Source organism: Mycolicibacterium sp. 624, from assembly GCF_040548615.1.
Lineage (GTDB): Bacteria > Actinomycetota > Actinomycetes > Mycobacteriales > Mycobacteriaceae > Mycobacterium.
The window spans coordinates 1,089,177-1,107,515 of sequence record NZ_JBEPRZ010000001.1 but is presented as its reverse complement, the minus strand read 5'-3'; the positions used below and the strand labels follow the sequence as shown (position 1 = coordinate 1,107,515).

Annotated in this window: 17 protein-coding genes; 15 read left to right on the top strand and 2 right to left on the bottom strand. The window is 66.6% G+C overall.

From position 1 onward, the window contains the following. Positions 1-60 precede the first annotated feature (60 nt). The 15 genes from fadD5 (at position 61) to ABIA65_RS04985 (ending at position 16,307) form a co-directional block, all read left to right on the top strand. Positions 61-1,716, top strand: a complete 1,656-nt coding sequence (gene fadD5 / locus ABIA65_RS05055; protein WP_354522837.1) for a fatty-acid--CoA ligase FadD5 — start codon at positions 61-63, stop codon at positions 1,714-1,716. A 212-nt stretch (positions 1,717-1,928) separates the two neighbouring features. After that, positions 1,929-2,729, top strand: coding sequence for an MlaE family ABC transporter permease (locus ABIA65_RS05050; protein ID WP_241402477.1), 801 nt, complete (start codon positions 1,929-1,931; stop codon positions 2,727-2,729). Between the two features lies 1 nt (position 2,730). Then, positions 2,731-3,600, top strand: coding sequence for an MlaE family ABC transporter permease (locus tag ABIA65_RS05045; RefSeq protein WP_354522836.1), 870 nt, complete (start codon positions 2,731-2,733; stop codon positions 3,598-3,600). Between the two features lie 4 nt (positions 3,601-3,604). Then, positions 3,605-4,834: an MCE family protein gene (locus ABIA65_RS05040; RefSeq protein ID WP_354522835.1), complete on the top strand. Its 1,230-nt coding sequence runs from the start codon at positions 3,605-3,607 to the stop codon at positions 4,832-4,834. Continuing rightward, positions 4,831-5,862, top strand: coding sequence for a virulence factor Mce family protein (locus ABIA65_RS05035; RefSeq protein WP_354522834.1), 1,032 nt, complete (start codon positions 4,831-4,833; stop codon positions 5,860-5,862). Before ABIA65_RS05040 ends, ABIA65_RS05035 begins: the two co-directional genes overlap by 4 nt. Beyond that, positions 5,859-7,457, top strand: coding sequence for a virulence factor Mce family protein (locus ABIA65_RS05030; RefSeq protein WP_354522833.1), 1,599 nt, complete (start codon positions 5,859-5,861; stop codon positions 7,455-7,457). Before ABIA65_RS05035 ends, ABIA65_RS05030 begins: the two co-directional genes overlap by 4 nt. Positions 7,458-7,468: 11 nt before the next feature. Next, the gene (locus ABIA65_RS05025) at positions 7,469-9,106 is read left to right on the top strand and encodes a virulence factor Mce family protein (protein WP_354522832.1); all 1,638 of its coding nucleotides are present in this window, start codon (positions 7,469-7,471) and stop codon (positions 9,104-9,106) included. A gap of 5 nt (positions 9,107-9,111) precedes the next feature. Continuing rightward, on the top strand, positions 9,112-10,272 hold the full coding sequence (locus ABIA65_RS05020; protein WP_354523092.1) for a virulence factor Mce family protein: 1,161 nt from the start codon (positions 9,112-9,114) through the stop codon (positions 10,270-10,272). Positions 10,273-10,275: 3 nt separating this feature from the next. Then, the gene (locus ABIA65_RS05015) at positions 10,276-11,829 is read left to right on the top strand and encodes an MCE family protein (protein WP_354522831.1); all 1,554 of its coding nucleotides are present in this window, start codon (positions 10,276-10,278) and stop codon (positions 11,827-11,829) included. Continuing rightward, on the top strand, positions 11,799-12,467 hold the full coding sequence (locus tag ABIA65_RS05010) for an Rv1363c family protein (RefSeq protein WP_354522830.1): 669 nt from the start codon (positions 11,799-11,801) through the stop codon (positions 12,465-12,467). The genes ABIA65_RS05015 and ABIA65_RS05010 overlap by 31 nt, the downstream gene beginning before the upstream one ends. Beyond that, positions 12,464-13,444, top strand: a complete 981-nt coding sequence (locus ABIA65_RS05005) for an RDD family protein (protein WP_354522829.1) — start codon at positions 12,464-12,466, stop codon at positions 13,442-13,444. The genes ABIA65_RS05010 and ABIA65_RS05005 overlap by 4 nt, the downstream gene beginning before the upstream one ends. Further along, positions 13,441-13,998: an Rv1363c family protein gene (locus ABIA65_RS05000; protein ID WP_354522828.1), complete on the top strand. Its 558-nt coding sequence runs from the start codon at positions 13,441-13,443 to the stop codon at positions 13,996-13,998. Before ABIA65_RS05005 ends, ABIA65_RS05000 begins: the two co-directional genes overlap by 4 nt. Continuing rightward, entirely contained in the window at positions 13,965-14,759 is a 795-nt protein-coding gene (locus ABIA65_RS04995; protein ID WP_354522827.1) for a mammalian cell entry protein, read from the top strand. Before ABIA65_RS05000 ends, ABIA65_RS04995 begins: the two co-directional genes overlap by 34 nt. Before the next feature lie 14 nt (positions 14,760-14,773). Next, on the top strand, positions 14,774-15,466 hold the full coding sequence (locus tag ABIA65_RS04990; protein WP_354522826.1) for a YoaK family protein: 693 nt from the start codon (positions 14,774-14,776) through the stop codon (positions 15,464-15,466). Between the two features lie 10 nt (positions 15,467-15,476). Then, positions 15,477-16,307 (top strand): SDR family NAD(P)-dependent oxidoreductase, encoded by an 831-nt coding sequence (locus ABIA65_RS04985; protein ID WP_354522825.1) that lies wholly within the window; start codon positions 15,477-15,479, stop codon positions 16,305-16,307. Positions 16,308-16,331: 24 nt separating this feature from the next. Here the strand turns inward: ABIA65_RS04985 and dinB are convergent, their stop codons facing one another. Both dinB and ABIA65_RS04975 read right to left on the bottom strand, forming a co-directional pair. Further along, entirely contained in the window at positions 16,332-17,513 is a 1,182-nt protein-coding gene (gene dinB, locus ABIA65_RS04980; protein WP_354523091.1) for a DNA polymerase IV, read from the bottom strand. A gap of 122 nt (positions 17,514-17,635) precedes the next feature. Continuing rightward, positions 17,636-18,283 (bottom strand): TetR/AcrR family transcriptional regulator, encoded by a 648-nt coding sequence (locus ABIA65_RS04975; protein WP_354522824.1) that lies wholly within the window; start codon positions 18,281-18,283, stop codon positions 17,636-17,638. Positions 18,284-18,339 lie beyond the last annotated feature (56 nt).

The following is an 18,339-nucleotide window of genomic DNA, read 5'->3' as shown; positions in this document are numbered from 1 at the left end:
GTTTGATCAAATATCAAAGCGGCGCAACCCGCGTCGCGGGTATCCAGGGAGCACCAACCATTGAGCGCCTCGCCTGACACATCTGCCCACCCCGCCGAGCAGCCCTACCTGGCGCGCAGGCAGAACTGGAACACCCAACTCGCCCGGCACGCGCTGATGCAGCCGGATGCCGCGGCGTTGCGGTTTCTCGGCCACACGACCACCTGGCGTGATCTGGATCGTCGCGTCACGGCGCTCGCGGGTGCGCTGAGCAGGCGCGGTGTCGGGTTCGGCGACCGCGTGCTGATCCTGATGCTCAACCGCACCGAGTTCATCGAGACCTTCCTTGCCGCCAACCTCATAGGCGCCATCGCAGTACCCGTGAACTTCCGCATGACGCCACCGGAGATCGCCTTCCTGGTCACCGACTGTGAGGCATCGGTCGTCATCACCGAACCGGTGCTGGCGGGGGTCGCGACGGCCGTGCGCGATCTTGAGGCCACGCTCGCGACGGTGATCGTCGCCGGCGGTGTCACCGATGACGACGTGCTCGGCTACGAGGACGTGTTGACCGAGGGGGGCGCACCGCCACCGGTTGTCGACGTTCCCAATGACGCGCCGGCGCTCATCATGTACACCTCGGGCACCACCGGGCAGCCCAAGGGCGCCGTGCTCACGCACACCAACATCGCCGGCCAGGGCATGACATTCCTCTTCACCAGTGGTGCCGATCTGAACCACGACGTCGGCTTCATCGGTGTGCCGCTGTTCCACATCGCGGGCATCGGCAACATGATCGTCGGTCTGCTCCTGGGCCGGCCAACGGTGCTCTACCCGCTGGGGGCGTTCGACCCGGACGCGCTGCTCGGCGTGCTGTCCGAGGAGCAGGTGACCGGCATCTTCCTGGTCCCCGCCCAGTGGCAGGCGGTCTGTGCGGCGCAGCGCGCCAACCCCCGTCAGCTCAAACTGCGGGTGCTGTCGTGGGGTGCGGCCCCGGCATCGGACACGCTGCTTCGCGATATGGCGGAGACGTTCCCCGGCACCCAGATCCTCGCCGCGTTCGGACAGACCGAGATGTCGCCGGTGACCTGTATGTTGTTGGGCGAGGACGCGATTCGCAAACTCGGCTCGGTCGGCAAGGTCATCCCGACGGTGTCCGCCCGCATCGTCGACGAGGCGATGAACGACGTGCCCGTCGGTCAGGTCGGCGAGATCGTCTACCGCGCACCCACTCTGATGGCCGGCTACTGGAACAACCCGAAGGCGACGGCCGAGGCATTCCACGGCGGCTGGTTCCACTCCGGTGATCTCGTCCGCCAGGACGACGAGGGCTACATCTGGGTCGTCGACCGCAAGAAGGACATGATCATCTCCGGCGGAGAGAACATCTACTGCGCCGAGGTGGAGAACGTCCTGGCGGCCCATCCCGCGATCGTCGAGGTCGCCGTGATCGGTCGGACGCACGCCAAGTGGGGCGAGGTGCCGTTGGCGGTCGTCGCGCTCGGAGCGGCCCCGGCGTCTGGCTTCACGCTGGCCGATCTCGACGAATTTCTCACCGAGCGGCTCGCGAGGTACAAGCACCCGAAGGTGCTCGAGATCGTCGATGCGCTCCCGCGCAACCCCGCAGGCAAGGTTCTCAAGACGGAACTGAGAGAGCGCTTTGGTCACGGTGACTCTGCTGACGCCGGCGAAAGTACCTCTGCTCCAACGGGTTCTGCAACGCCCGCAGAGTCCTGACCAGTGCCGATGAGTTTGCCAGCGGCCGGACCCGCAATCCTGCGGATGGCGTGCAACGGCCGCCAATTATCGGGTACAGTCCTGTGGTCCGACTTACTACCCGCGAGTAGGGAGACGGATATCACACAGTCGGGGCCGACGCTAGGAGGGCGAGTGCGACGGGTTTCTCCGATCCGCCGCAGCGATGGCGGCTGCACCCGGCGAGGTTGCCTGTGACGGCGCAGCAAACGGGCCTGGTCGGCTACGTAAGAGACCAGGTCAGGCCTGGATTGCAGGCAGTCGGCGGTTTCGTCAAGATGACCGTGCTGACAGCCAAGGCGCTCTTCCGTCGGCCATTCCAGTGGCGGGAGTTCATCCTTCAGGGCTGGTTCTTGATGCGGGTGGCGTTCCTGCCCACTATCGCGGTCGCCATCCCGCTCACCGTCCTCATCATCTTCACGCTGAACATCCTGCTCGCCGAGTTTGGCGCCGCTGACATCTCCGGAGCGGGTGCGGCACTCGGTGCGGTCACCCAGCTCGGGCCACTGGTGACGGTGCTCGTGGTCGCAGGTGCCGGTTCCACGGCCATCTGCGCCGATATCGGCGCGCGCACGATCCGCGAGGAGATCGACGCGCTGGAAGTGCTGGGCATCGACCCGATCCACCGTCTGGTGGTTCCGCGCGTCGTCGCCTCGACGTTCGTCGCGTTCCTTCTCAACGGCGCGGTCATCACCATTGGCCTGGTGGGCGGCTTCGTGTTCGGCGTCTACATCCAGAACATCTCGGCCGGCGCCTATGTCTCGACACTGACTCTGGTGACGGGCCTGCCCGAGGTGCTCATCTCGGTCGTCAAGGCCATGACCTTCGGGCTGATCGCCGGACTGGTCGGCTGCTACCGCGGCCTGACGGTCTCCGGTGGCGCCAAGGGTGTTGGGACCGCTGTCAACGAGACGCTGGTGCTGTGCGTTATCGCGCTGTTCGCGGTCAACGTCGTGCTGACCACCATCGGCGTCCGATTCGGAACGGGGCGCTGACATGTCGACCTCTGCCGTCGTTCGCTCCCGCTTCCCGCGGGCCGTCTCGCGGGGTGAGCGCCTGGCCGGCGCGCCCGGGCGGGCGCTGGGCAGCATCGGGCACATCGCGTGGTTCATCGTCACCGCCGTCGGCTCGATCGGGCACGCGCTGCGTTACTACCGCCGTGAGATGTTGCGGCTTATCGCCGAGATCGGCATGGGCACAGGCGCGATGGCCGTCATCGGTGGCACCGTCGCGATCGTCGGCTTCGTCACGCTCTCAGGCGGCTCCCTGATCGCCATCCAGGGCTTCGCATCGCTGGGCAACATCGGTGTCGAGGCATTCACCGGCTTCTTCGCCGCACTCGTCAACGTCCGCATCGCCGCGCCCGTCGTCGCGGGACAGGCGTTGGCCGCCACCGTCGGCGCCGGCGCCACAGCCGAACTCGGCGCCATGCGGATCAGCGAGGAGATCGACGCGCTCGAGGTGATGGGCATCAAGTCCATCTCGTATCTGGTGTCGACGCGCATCATGGCCGGGTTCGTCGTGATCATCCCGCTCTACGCGATGGCGATCATCATGTCGTTCCTCTCGGCGCAGGTCACCACGACGCTGTTCTACGGGCAGTCCACCGGCACCTACGAGCACTACTTCCGCACATTCCTGCGGCCCGACGACGTGGCCTGGTCGTTCGTGCAGGCGATCATCATCTCGGTGATCGTGATGGTCAACCACTGCTACTACGGCTTCTACGCCAGCGGAGGCCCGGTGGGTGTCGGTGAGGCCGTGGGCCGTTCGATGCGCGCCTCACTCATCGCGATCGTGCTCGTCGTCCTGTTCGCCTCGTTGGCGCTGTATGGCACCAACGCAAACTTCAACCTGACGGTGTGACGCGATGACCGCACCCAATCAGACGCAGTCACCGGTCAACGCGCCTCGGACGCCGCCCTACAAGATCGCGGGCCTGGTGCTCCTGCTGGTCTTCGCCGTCGTCGTCACGCTCGTCTGGATGCAGTTCCGCGGCGACTTCAACAATCCCGAGAAGCTGACGTTGATCTCGTCGCGCTCGGGTCTGTCGATGGACCCCGGGTCCAAGGTCACCTACAACGGGGTCGAGATCGGGCGTGTGTCCGGGATCGACGCCGTCGACATCAACGGTGAGCCCAGGGCGAAGGTGACGCTCGACGTCAACCGCAAGTTCGTCGGCCTCATCCCGTCCAACGTCGACGCTGAGATCAAGGCCAGCACGGTGTTCGGCAACAAGTACATCGCGTTCTCGACGCCAGCGAACCCCAGCCCGCAGCGGGTCAGCAGCTCCACCCCGATCGACGTGTCATCGGTGACCACCGAGTTCAACACGCTGTTCGAGACCGTGGTGTCGGTGGCGCAGAAGGTCGACCCGATCAAGCTCAACGAGACGCTGAGCGCCACGGCGCAGGCGCTCGACGGCCTGGGCAACGGGTTCGGTGAGTCCCTGGTGAACGCCAACACGATCCTGGCCGACATCAACCCACAGATGCCGCGCATCCGCGAGGACAACCGGGCGCTGGCCGACCTGGCCGAGGTCTACGCCGACAACGCACCCGATCTGTTCGACGGTCTCGAGAACGCCGTGACGACCGCCCGCACGCTGAACGAGCAGCAGGACAACGTCGATCAGGCGTTGATGGCCTCGGTCGGATTCGGCAACACCGGTGGCGAGATCTTCGAGAAGGGCGGCCCGTACCTGGTGCGCGGTGCCGCTGACCTGGTGCCCACCGGTGCCCTGCTCGACGAGTACAGCCCGATGCTGTTCTGCACAATCCGCAACTTCCACGACGTCGAGCCGAAGGTCGCCTCGTCGCTCGGTGGCAACGGCTACTCGCTGAACACCCACTCCGAGGTTCTCGGTGCCGCCAACCCTTACGTCTACCCGGATAACCTGCCGCGCGTGAACGCCAAGGGTGGCCCCGAGGGCAGGCCCGGCTGCTGGCAGCCCGTGACCCGTGACCTGTGGCCGCAGCCGTACCTGGTGATGGACACCGGTGCCAGCATCGCGCCCTACAACCACATCGAGCTGGGTCAGCCAATCGCCATCGAATACGTCTGGGGACGCCAGATCGGGGAGAACACGATCAACCCATGAGAATCACCGGAACAGCTATCAAGCTCGGCGCCATGTCGTTGGTGCTGTTGATGTTCACCGCGATCATCATCGTGGTGTTCGGACAGATGCGGTTCGACCGCACGACCGGTTATTCGGCGATCTTCAAGAACGCCAGCGGTCTTCGTGCCGGGCAGTTCGTCCGCGCGTCGGGCGTGGAGGTCGGCAAGGTCGACAAGGTCGAACTCCTCGAGGGTGGCGACAGGGTGCGCATCGACTTCAACGTGGACCGCTCGCTGGAGCTGTTCAAGGGCACCAGCGCCTCCATTCGCTACCTGAATCTCATCGGCGATCGGTACCTGGAACTCAAGCGTGGTGACGACGAGCAGCGGCTGCCCGCCGGTGGCACGATCCCCGACACGCAGACCGAACCGGCGCTCGATCTCGACGCGCTGATCGGCGGGTTCCGGCCGCTGTTCCGGGCGCTGGATCCCGACAAGGTCAACAACATCGCCCAGTCGATCATCACGATCTTCCAGGGCCAGGGCGGCACTATCAACGACATCCTGAACCAGACGGCATCGCTGACGTCGGCGCTGGCCGACCGGGACCAGGCGATCGGCGAGGTGGTGAAGAACCTCAACACCGTGCTCGACACCACGGTGAAGCATCAGCAGCAGTTCGACGACACGGTGCAGAACTTCGAGAAGCTGATCACCGGCTTGAAGAACCGCGCCGATCCGATCGCGACATCGGTGGCCGACATCAGCGATGCGGCGGGCTCGGTGGCTGACCTGCTCGGCGACAACCGGCCGCTGCTCCAGAAGACCGTCACCAGCCTCGAGATCATTCAGCAGCCGCTGGTGGATCAGAAGCAGCAGCTCAACGACACACTGATCCAGATCCCCAACGCGCTGAAGATCATCGGACGCGCGGGCGGCATCTACGGCGACTTCTTCAACTTCTACGCATGTGACATCTCGTTGAAGCTCAACGGACTTCAGCCCGGCGGACCCGTCCGCACCGTCAAGATCACGTCGCAGCCGACCGGTAGGTGCACGCCGCAATGAGAAGCATCGAAGGCGACAATCGCATCCGCAACGGGTTGATGGGCATCATCATCCTGGCGCTCATCATCGGTGTCGGGCAGAGCTTCGCCAGCGTGCCGATGATCTTCGCGACACCGACGTACTACGCCCAGTTCTCCGACACCGGCGGCCTGAACCCGGGCGACAAGGTCCGCATCGCGGGTGTTGACGTTGGTTCGGTCCGCAGCATGGAGATCGAGGGCGACAAGGTCGTCATCGGCTACTCGCTCGACGGCACGCGGGTCGGCACCGACAGTCACGCCGCGATCCGCACCGACACGATCCTCGGTCGCAAGAACCTGGAGATCACGCCGAAGGGCTCGACGACGTTGGCCGCCAACGGAATTCTCCCGCTCGGCCAGACGACAACGCCCTATCAGATCTACGACGCCTTCTTCGACGTCACCAAGGCGGCGTCGGGCTGGGACACCGAGACCGTGAAGCGGTCGCTCAACGTGCTGTCCGAGACCATCGATCAGACCTCCCCGCAGTTGAGCGCGGCGCTCGACGGTGTCGCCCGGTTCTCGGACACGATCGGCAAGCGCGACGAGGACATCAAGTCGCTGCTCGCCAACGCCAACAAGATCGCCGGCGTGCTCGGCAACCGCAGCGAGCAGATCAACGATCTCCTGGTCAATGCGCAGTTCCTGCTGGCGGCGGTCAACGAGCGTCAGTACGCGGTCAGCCAGCTGCTCGAGCGCGTCGGCAACTTCTCCGCTCAGGTGAAGGGCTTCATCGACGACAACCCGAACCTCAACAAGGTGCTGACCCAGCTGAACACGATCAGCGATGTCCTGGTGCAGCGGAAGTACGACCTGGTCGACGTCCTGACGACGCTGAGCAAGTTCACCGGAGCGCTGGCCGAGGCCATCGCGTCGGGCCCCTACTTCAAGGTCATGTTGGTCAACCTGTTGCCGTTCCAGATCATCCAGCCGTGGGTCGACGCAGCGTTCAAGAAGCGTGGCATCGATCCCAACGAGTTCTGGCGCAACGCGGGCCTGCCCGAGTTCCGGTACCCGGACCCCAACGGCCAGCGCTTCCCCAATGGTGCACCGCCGCAGGCCCCGATGCCGCTGGAGGGCACGCCCGAGAATCCCGGCCCGGCAGTCATCGCGGGCTCGCCGTGTTCCTACGCGCCGGCGGCCGGCAACTTCCCGACCCCGCAGAACCCGATGCCGTGTGCTCAGGCCACCGACGGGCCGTTCGGTCCCAACCCGTATGGCACCAACACCTACGGACCGCCGAATGTTCTTGGTGCACCGCCCAATCCGGATGCGCCGCCACCGGCACCCGGCGTGCCGAGTTCGGCGTTCCCCGGTGAGTACGCACCGCCGGTCCACGGCATCCCGGCTGCTCCGTTTGCGCCTGGTCCGCCCGGAGCCCGGACGGTTCCGGTCACGCCCGGCCCGTCTGATCCCTACATCGCCCCGGGATCGCTGCAGGGTGACGGCACGTCGCCGTTGCCGCCCGCGCTCGTCGGTCCCCCGCCGCCTCCCGGTCCGGGACCGCAGGTCGGCGGCGGTGGTGCGCCGCTGCCCGGCAATCCGCCTTTCCTCCCGCCCGGATCCCAGGGATAGGGGGATAGCTGATGTCAACGATCTTCAACGTCCGCAACATGAAGTTGCCTGCGCTGACAAAGGGCACAGTCATCGTCGGGGTCATCGCGGTGGTCCTCGCGCTCGTCATCGCCTTCGTGGGCTGGAATCTGTACAGGAAGCTGACCACCAACACCGTGGTCGCCGAGTTCCCGCAGACGCTGGCGCTGTACCCCGGTGACAAGGTCCAGATCATGGGCGTGCGCGTCGGGCAGATCGACAAGATCGAGCCCGCCGGCGACAAGATGAAGGTGACGTTCCACTACGCCTCGAAGTACAAGGTGCCCGCCAACGCGACGGCGTCGATACTGAACCCGAGCCTGGTGGCGTCCCGAACCATCCAGCTGGCCCCGCCGTACACCGGTGGCCCCGTCATGGAGGACGGCGCGGTCATCCCGATGGACCGCACCCAGGTGCCGGTCGAGTACGACGAACTGCGTGACTCGCTGAACCGCATCCTGGTCGACCTCGGGCCGACTCCGGAACAGCCCAAGGGCCCCTTCGGTGAGGTGATCGAGTCCTTCTCCGACGGCCTGCAGGGTAAGGGTCAGGAGATCAACAAGACGCTGAACAGCCTGTCCGAGGCGTTGACCACGCTGAACACGGGCCGCGGCGACTTCTTCGGCGTGGTGAAGAGCCTCGCGCTGTTCGTCAACGCGCTGCACAAGAGCGATCAGCAGTTCGTCGCACTGAACAACGACCTGGCGACGTTCACCAACGCCTTCACCAACACCGACCGCGAGGTCGCGACGGCACTCAACGATCTCAACCAGCTGCTGACCACGACGCGCGGCTTCCTCGACGAGAACTCGTCCGTGCTGACCAAGGACGTCAACAACCTCGCCGAGGTCACCAACGCGATCCTGCAGCCCGAGCCGCTCAAGGGTCTCGAGACCGGCCTGCACGTGTACCCCAACCTGGCGGCGAACATCGTCAACATCAGCTCGCCGAACGCGGGCGGCATCGTGGGTCTGCCGGTGATCAACAACTGGGCCAACCCCATGCAGTTCCTCTGCAGCTCGATCCAGGCCGGTAGCCGGCTGGGGTACCAGGAGTCGGCGGAACTGTGTGCCGAGTACCTGGCGCCGATCCTCGACGCGACCAAGTTCAACCATCCGCCGTTCGGCCTCAACCAGGTCAGCACGGCGATGACGCTGCCCAAGCAGATCGCGTACTCCGAGCCGCGGCTGCAGCCGCCGCCGGGCTACAAGGACACGACGGTGCCGGGCATCTTCAGCCGCGACACCCTGTTCTCGCACGGCAATCACGAGCCGGGCTGGGTGGTCGCGCCGGGCATGCAGGGTGTCGACGTGCAGCCGTTCACCGCGAACATGCTGACGCCGGAATCGCTTTCGGCACTGCTGGGTGGACCCGACGTGCCGATCCCCGCCGCGCCCCCGGCATTCGGTGTGCAACCCAACGGCAAGCTGCCTGGGCCGCCGAACGCCTACACGGAGAACAACCCGCTGCCACCGCCGTGGTACCCGCAGCCGGGACCGCCGCCGTTACCCGCACCGGGCGTCCTCGCGGGCGATCCGCTGGGTGCTATCACACCGGCGGCCGGACCGGCACCGGTATCCGCACCGGCACCGGCCGGGCCACCGCTGCCCGCTGAAGCAGGAGCGGGCTGATGAGGATGAGGAAGGCAGTGGGGTCGGTGACGCTGGGACGGATCGTCAAGCGCGTCACGACGTTGTCGGCCGCCGCCGTGGTGTTGACCTCGTGTGGCTGGCAGGGCATCGCCAACGTGCCGCTGCCGGGCGGACCCGGTACCGGCGCGGACAAGATGACGCTCTACGTCCAGATGCCGGATACTTTGGCGCTCAACGTCAACAGCAGGGTCCGGGTGGCCGATGTCTTCGTCGGCACCGTGCGTGCCATCGAGCTGAAGAACTGGGTGGCCACCCTCACGCTGGACGTCCAGCCGGGTCTGAACCTGCCGTCGAACACCATGGCGGCGATCGGGCAGACCAGCCTCCTGGGCAGCCAGCACGTGCAACTCGACCCGCCGAGAGATCCGTCGGGTCAGCCGCTCAAGAGCGGTGACACCATCCCGCTGCAGAACTCGTCGTCATTCCCGACCACGGAACGGACGTTGGCCAGCATCGGCACCATCCTGACCGGTGGCGGCATCCCGAACCTGGAAGTCATTCAGACCGAGATCAGCAATATCCTCACGGGCCGCGGTGACCAGATCCGCGAGTTCCTGAACCGGCTCGACACGTTCACCGCCGAGCTGAACGATCAGCGCCAGGACATCACCCGCGCCATCGACTCGACGAACCGGCTGCTGGCCATCGTGGCGCAGCGCAACGACACGCTGGACCGCGTGCTGACCGAGTTCCCGCCGCTCATCAAGCACTTCGCTGAGACGCGGGATCTGTTCGCCGACGCGGTGACCGCGCTCGGTCGGATCAGCAACGCCACCGACGACGCGTTGTCGCAGGCGAACCCGGACATCCAGAAGAACCTGCAGAACCTGCAGCGACCGCTCACCCAGCTCGGTAAGGCATCGCCGTACCTGCTCGGTGCGCTGAAAATGATCGGCACCGCGCCGTTCAGCATCGAGAACGTGCCGAAGGCCATCCGCGGCGACTACATCAACGTGTCGCTCAACGTGGACCTGACGCTGTCCGCCGTCGACAACGGGTTCCTCTCGGGCACCGGCGTATCGGGCATGCTGCGGGCACTCGAGCAGGCCTGGGGACGAGATCCGAACACGATGATTCCGGACGTGCGCTTCACACCGAACCCGCACAACGCGCCCGGTGGCCCGCTGGTCGAGAGAGGTGAGTGAGCGATGCTGACCCGCTTCATCAGGATCCAGCTGCTGCTGTTCACGATCCTCACGATCGTTGCGCTGCTCGTACTCGGCATCTACTACCTGCGGCTGCCCAGCGTCGTGGGTGTCGGGCAGTACAACCTGAGTGCCGAGCTGCCGCGTTCGGGCGGGCTGTATGCGACGGCCAACGTCACCTACCGAGGTACGCAGATCGGCAAGGTCACCAGTGTCGAGCCCACCGAGCGCGGTGCGCGGGCGACGATGCGGATCGACAGCGATATCAAGATCCCGGCCGACTCCGTCGCGAACGTGCACTCGGTGTCCGCGATCGGTGAGCAGTACCTCGACATCGTGTCTTCCGACAGCACCACGGGTAAGTACCTGTCCGACGGCGACACCATCACCAAGAGCTCGGTGCCCAGCGAGGTGGGTCCCGCGCTGGACGCCGCGAACAAGGGGCTGGCGGTGCTGCCCAAGGAGAAGATCGACGCACTGCTGACGGAGACGTCTGAGGCGGTGGGTGGGCTCGGGCCCGCCCTGCAGCGCCTGGTGGACTCGACGACGGCGATCGCGAGCGACTTCAAGGACAACCTGGGGCCAGTCAACGACATCATCGAGAACTCGACGCCGATCCTGAACAGCCAGGTCGACTCGGGTGACGCGATATCGCAGTGGGCCGCCAACCTCAACACGATCACCAGCCAGACCGCCGAGCAGGATCAGGCCCTGCGCAGCGGTATCCAACAGGCCGCGCCGACGGCTGACCAGCTCAACGCGGTGTTCGGTGACGTGCGGGAGGCGCTGCCGCAGACGCTGGCGAATATCGCGATCGTCGCCGACCTGCTCAAGCGCTACAACAAGGGCCTCGAACAGGCGCTGGTGATCCTGCCCCAGGGCGCCACGATTGCGCAGGCGGCCACGATCTTCGACGGTGAGGGACTGCTGCACTTCGGTCTGTCCATCAACCAGCCCCCGCCGTGTCTCACCGGGTTCCTCCCGGCCTCGGAGTGGCGATCGCCTGCCGACACCACGACGAAACCGCTGCCGGACGGCCTGTACTGCAAGATCCCGAAGGACTTCCAGGCCAACGTCGTTCGTGGTGCGCGTAACTATCCGTGCGCCGACGTGCCGGGAAAGCGGGCCGCGTCCCCGGAGGAGTGCCGCAGCGACAAGCCCTATGAGCCACTGGGCACCAACCCCTGGTACGGCGACCCGAACCAGATCCTCACCTGCCCGGCCGCCGGTGCCCGATGTGACCAGCCGGTGAAACCCGGCTACGTGATACCGGCACCGTCGATCAACAACGGTATGAACCCGTTGCCCGCCGATCAGTTGCCGCCGAAGCCGCCGTCACCGATGAGCGACCCGCTCACCGCCCCTGGCCAGGGCACCGTCAGCTGCAGTGGCCAGCAGCCCAATCCGTGTGTCTACACTCCGGCATCGGGACCTAGCGCGATCTACAGCCCATCGAGCGGTGAAGTCATGGGCCCTGACGGGGTCACATACTCCGTCACCAACTCGAGCAACCCAGGAGATAACGGATGGAAGGAGATGCTGGCACCAGCCAGCTGAACCCCACCGGCAACAACGACGAGCCTGACGCCGACATCGAGGCCGAAGCCGACACTGAGACGACGGACACCGCTACGCCGTCAGAAGCACACGACGATTCCGAGGAACACGCCGCGGAGGTCGTTGATGCGCGTCGGCAGGAGCGACTAGGCCGCGGTTGGTTCGCCGGAATCACCGCGGGGCTCGTCCTGCTTGCCGCTGGCGTCGGCGTCGGTGGCTACCTCGCGTTGCGCGGCCACGACGAGAGTCAGGCGATCGCACGGGCCGACATCCTGGCCGTGGAGCGCGCCAAGGAGTGCGTCGCGGCCACCCAGGCACCCGACACCGCGGCGATGACGGCCAGCCAGTCGAAGATCATCGAATGCGGGACCGGTGACTTCGCGGTCCAGGCCAACCTGTTCAGCAGCATCCTGGTGGAGGCCTATCAGGCCGCCAACGTGGAGGTGCAGGTGTCCGACATGCGGGCTGCCGTCGAACGTCACCACGACGACGGATCGGTCGACGTCCTGGTGGCGCTGCGAACCAAGGTGACCAACACCGAGGCGGCCAACCAGGAGCAGGGCTACCGGCTGCGGGTCAACATGGCCCCGGTTGACGGCACCTACAAGGTCGCCAAGCTGGACCAGGTCACGTCGTGACAGCAGTGCTGCCCGAGACCGACGGTTCCCCGGCGACCGACCAGGAGGCGATCCGCTACGCGTCCTGGCAGGCGCGGGCCGCAGCATTGCTGATCGACGTCACGCCGGGAGCTGCGGTGATCGTGACGATGGCCCTGCTCGCCTATATGACCGATCAGTGGAGCCTGTTGAGGTGGGTTTTCGTCACGACGGCAGCCCTGGCGCTGCTGGCCACGGTGCTGAACCGCACCGTCGTGCCTGCAGTGACGGGGTGGACCCTCGGCCGCGCACTTCTCGGAATCCGCGCCGTGACGGACACGGGCACGGCCGCCAGTGCACTGCGGCTACTGCTGCGCGATCTGGCGCACTTGCTCGACACCGCGGCGGTTCTCCTGGGTTGGCTGTGGCCGCTGTGGGACAGCCGGCACCGGACCTTCGCCGATCTGCTGCTGCGTACCGAGGTCCGCGTCGTCGACCCGCCCGGCAGTGATGTGCGACGACGCGCGGGGACGGCGTTCGTGATCACCGCGGTGATCTGCGCGGCGGGCAGTGGGCTGGCGTACCAACAGATCTACAGTCACGACCGGGCCGTCGAGCAGGCGCGGACCCAGATCGCCGAGCAGGGACCCCGCATCGTCGAGAAGATGCTCAGCTACGGGGCGACGACGGTGAAGGACGACTTCGCCAACGCGCAGTCCCTGGCCACCGACGCCTACCGGCCGCAGCTGATCTCCCAGCAGGAGGCGGTGGAGAAGGGCGGCGTGGTCAGCAATGAGTACTGGGCGGTGAGCAGCGCGGTGCTGAACAACACCGCGACCAAGGCCTCGATGCTGCTGGCGCTGCAGGGCCAGCGCGGCGACAACGCCAACGACCTGAAGTTCATCACGGCGACGGTGCGGGTGGACTTCGACAGGGTCGCGGGCGACCGCTGGCACGTCGCGAGCCTCACGGTGCTGAAGAAGCCCGCGATGAACACGGCCACGGGAGCTACGGGATGAGCCCCCGTCGCAGGATCGAGACGGGCGAGCGGGACTACTTCGACTTCACTGTCGAGCCCAAACGTCCGCTGCGCTGGGGTCTTCCGGTCACGGCGATGCTCACCGGACTCATCGCGGCGCTGGCGATCGCAGCCAGCGTGTTCATGGTGGCGGGGCACGTGAGCCAGGAACGCACCCAGGCCAGGGATGCCGCGGCCCTGGACTACGTGCGTGGCTTCATGACCGCCTACACGACACTGGATCCCTTCCACGCCAACGACTACGCCGATCGGATCCTGGCGCAGGGCACCGGAGACTTCGCGACGCAGTTCAAGGGCAAGATGAACGAGATCCTCGTTCAGGTGGCGCGCGCCGAACCCACCACCGGCACTGTGCTTGATGCGGGAGTGCAGCGGTGGAACGACAACGGGAGCGCCGACGTGTTGGTCGCCGTGAAGATTGGTACCGCAGCCCCGGATGGAAAGTCGACGGTTGAGAGTGGAAGCCGTTGGGTGGTAACGACAGTCAAGGAGGGACAACAGTGGAGGATCAGCCAGCTGATTCAGGTGATCTGACCACCGGCGGCGTCCCGCAGGGTAAGTCTTCCCGTCGGCATCGCCTGCCACGACACGAGCCGCACGACTCCGACGGTGACACCGGCGCCGAGGTGGAGCTGACCGAGGACGAACCGGCTGTCGGGCAGGAAGATTCAGAGCAGGACCAAGAGCGGGAACAGGAGCAAGTCCCGGACTCGGAGCAAGACGCGGAGCCGGAATCTGATCCGGAGCCGGAAGCCGAACCCGTCCTCGTGCCACACCGCACTGCGGGCCGCAGGCTCAAGGTGGCGGCCATCGCGGCCGGGGTGCTGTTCGTCGGTGCGGCCGCATTCGCCGGTGCGACACTGCAGCCCTATCTGGCGGACCGCGCAGAGGTGCACACCAAGTTCGAGATCGCCGAGACCGCGGCCAACGCGATCACCACGTTGTGGACCTACACCCCCGACGATATGGACACACTGCCCGACCGGTCGGCGAAGTTCCTGGGTGGCGACTTCGCGGCGGACTACCGACGCTACATCGACGCGATCGTCGAATCCAACAAGCAGGCCCAGGTCACCAACAGCACGCAGGTGCTGGGCGCGGCCGTCGAGTCGCTGAGCCCGACCGAGGCGACCGCGCTGGTGTACACCAACTCGGTGGCGACGAGCCCGGTGACCAAGGGGATCCCCTCGCTGCGCTACCTGTCCTACCGGTTGACGATGGAGCGGCGCGACGCCGAGTGGCTGATCACCCAGATGACCGCCGTCACCTCGTTGGATCTGACGCCGAGACTCTAGGGCGGAGGCGGGTCATGGCCACGGAATCACCTGTGACGCACCGGACCACGGTCACAGCGCTGCTGCTGTTGACGTTCGCCACGGGTCTGGTCGATGCGGTCAGTGTGCTGGTGCTCGGCCATGTGTTCGTGGCGAACATGACCGGGAACGTGATCTTCCTGGGGTTCTGGTTCGTACCGCACTCGGGTGTCGACATGGCGGCCGCCGTCGTCGCCTTCGCGAGCTTCATGGTGGGCACGGTGCTCGGTGGCAGGCTGGCCCGCCACCTCGACGCACAGGTGAGACGCTGGCTGGTGGTCGCACTGAGCATCGAGGTGGTGCTGCTGGTGACCCTGGCCGCGCTGGCCGGCGCCGGCGTTCTGCACTACCAGGGCCGTGGGCGCATGCTGCTGATCGCAGGCCTGGCGGTGACGTTCGGAATCCAGAGCGCAACGGCGCGGCAGTTCGGCATTCAGGAACTCAGCACGACGGTGCTCACGGCGACAATCGTCGGCATCGGCTTCGACAGCCGCCTGGCCGGAGGGACAGGCCACCGCGAGGGGCTGCGCTACGGGGTGGTGGCCACCATGCTGGGTGGAGCGGCCCTTGGCGCGACGCTCACCCGGTTCACGGTGGCCCCGATCATCGCGCTGGCCGCGCTGGCGGTCGCGGCGAGCGCTGCCCTGTTTCGGTTCGGACCGGCTCCGCTCGCGGCCGCAGACGATTAGCGTGGCCACCATGCCCTCAGCCCTCGTGACCGGCGCCGCCCGTGGCATCGGCCGGTCGATCACCGAGCATCTCGCCGAGCGTGGCTGGGACGTCATCGCAGGCGTCCGCAGCGAGACCGACGCGGCCTCGGTCACGGCCGCCAACCCGAATCGGATCAGGCCTCTCATCCTCGACGTCACCGACGCCGGGCACCTGGCCCGGCTGGATTCCGAGCTGCCCGCCCGGCTCGACGGCATCGTCAACAACGCGGGTATCGCAGTGACTGGCCCGATCGAGACCGTGACCAGTGAGAGCTGGCGGAATCAGTTGGAAGTCAACGTCATCGGCGCGCTGGCCGTGACCCGCGCCGTGCTGCCCAGACTGCGGGAGTCGCACGGTCGCATCGTCTTCATATCCAGCGTGAACGGTCAGCTGGTCATGCCGATGCTCGGCGCCTACTGTGCCTCGAAGTTCGCGCTCGAGGCGGCCGCCGAGGCGCTGCGCATGGAATTGCGTCCGTGGCACATACCGGTGTCTGTGGTCGAGCCCGCCCAGACCGACACCGACATGTGGCGAACCGCCGACACCATGGTCGAGGAGATGGAGTCGGCGCTGAGTCCCGACGAACGCGCGCTGTACGCCAGGCATGTCGTCGGCATGAAGAAGCTCATCCCGATGGCCCGGCGCATGGCCGTCGCGCCGGAGAAGGTCGCGCTGGTGGTCGAACGGGCACTGACCGCACGCCGACCTCGACCCCGCTACGTGGTCGGCGCGGGACCGCGAGCGCAGGCGGCGCTGATGACCAACCTGCCGATTGCGGTGCGCGACCGCTTACTGCGCAAGGTCTCGGGCCAGCCGTAGCGCACATTCGACGAGGGGGCCCAACTACTCGGGGAGCATCGGCATCTCGAGCCCGGGATCACGACCCAGCAGCACGCCCCGCATCACCGAGCCGTTTCCGAAGCGCTGTCTGACCTCGTCGACCGCCGAGTCCAGTGCCACCGGGTCCACCGCCGCGTCGAACGGCAACTCCAATTGCTGTGCGCCGTCCCGATCGATGTTGGACACCGCGAAACCGACCAGCGTCAAACCGCGTTCGGCGGTCAAGGGTCGCGCTGCCGCGACAAGTTCACGCGCCGCGGCGAGTATGACGTCGGTCGATGCGGTCGCCCGCGGCAGCGTGTGCGACCGCGTGACGCGGCTGAAGTCGTTGAACCGCAGGCGAAGCACCACGGTCCGGCCGGTCCGCCCGGACGTGCGCATTCGGCGCGTGATGCGATCGATCAGGTTGACCACCACGGCGTCGACCTCGGCGTCGGACATCGAGTTTCCGGCGCGACCCAGTGCCCGCTGCGCACCGACCGAGCGGCGTCGCACGCCCGTGACCACGCGTCTTCGGTCCACGTTGTGCGCCAGCGCGAACAGCTGCCTGCCCATGGCGCCGCCCACAATCGAGCCCAGTGTCGTCTCGCTCAACTCGGCCACATCGGCCACAGTGTGCACACCGTGGATGCGCAGCTTGTCCGCCGTCTTGGCCCCGACGCCCCACAGTCGGCGCACGGGCAGGGGATGCAGGAACGCCAACTCGCGATCGGGTGGCACCAGGAGCAACCCGTCGGGCTTGGCCTCCTGACTGGCCACCTTGGCCAGGAACTTGGTACGTGCGATGCCCACCGTGATGGGCAGGCCGACCCGCTCGCGCACCGCCGACCGCAGCTGCGCGCCGATCTGCACCGGTGTGCCCGATACCCGGGCCAGCCCGCTCACCTCGAGAAACGCCTCATCGACCGACAGCGGCTCGACCAGCGGAGTGGTGTCGTGGAAGACCTCGAACACCGCCTTGCTGGCCTGCGAGTAGGCCGCCATCCGCGGCGGCACCACTATCGCCTGCGGGCACAGCCGCCGTGCCTCGCGCCCGCCCATCGCGGTGCGTACGCCGTAGGCCTTGGCCTCGTAGCTGGCCGCCAGCACCACACCGGCGCCGACGATGACAGGCCGGTTGCGCAGGGTCGGGTCATCGCGCTGCTCGACCGATGCGTAGAACGAGTCGAGATCAGCGTGCAGGATCGACGCCGAGCCCCGAGGCGGAGTCGATGACCGCGAGGCCGAGGCACGCGGCCGACCAGAAGAGGTAGTGGCCTGATCCGACACCTACCCATGTTCGCACATGCGTTCGAATAATGAGTGAATCAGGCCCGGCCGCCGTAGATGCTGCTCACCCAGATGTGCGCGAGCGTGTCGACCATTCGGTCGGCCGGGATGGCCGCGGACTCGTCGGCGAACGCCGCGAACATGGTCCGCTCGTTCATGAGGTTCAGCGATATGGCCAGATCGCGGGCGGGGATGGTGATCGGTGCCGCCCCCCGGTCGCGCTCGGTCTGGATTGAGGCCGTGGTGTGGTCGATCCACTTCTCCATGAAGGTCGACCACATGCTCTGCAGCGCGGGCACATTCCCGCGGGCCGAGGCTCCGGCCAGCGTGACCGCGCGGTGCGCGCCGAACGTGTCGAACAGCGCGTTGATGCCCCGCCACACACCGGCGGGGTCCTCCCGGGCGTCGTCACGGCCGCCGAGGGCCTCGTCGGCCTTGCGGTCCGCCTCCGCCACGACGCGGTCCATCAACGCCAACAGCACGGCTTCCTTCGACGGGAAGTAGAAGTAGAACGTCGGGCGGGACAGGCCGGCACCCCTGGCCAGGTCATCGACGGAGATATCGCCGAAGTTGCGCTCCTCGAGCAGCTGTTCGGCGGTCGCGAGGATGGCTGCCTCGCGGTCGTCGCCCGAAGGGCGGGCCGAACGTCGGCCGCGTCCCGCGCGGGCTGAGCTGGTGGTGGACACGGGCCACACCTTACTCGATGTCGAATTTCTCAACACACCGTTGACCTATTCGACAC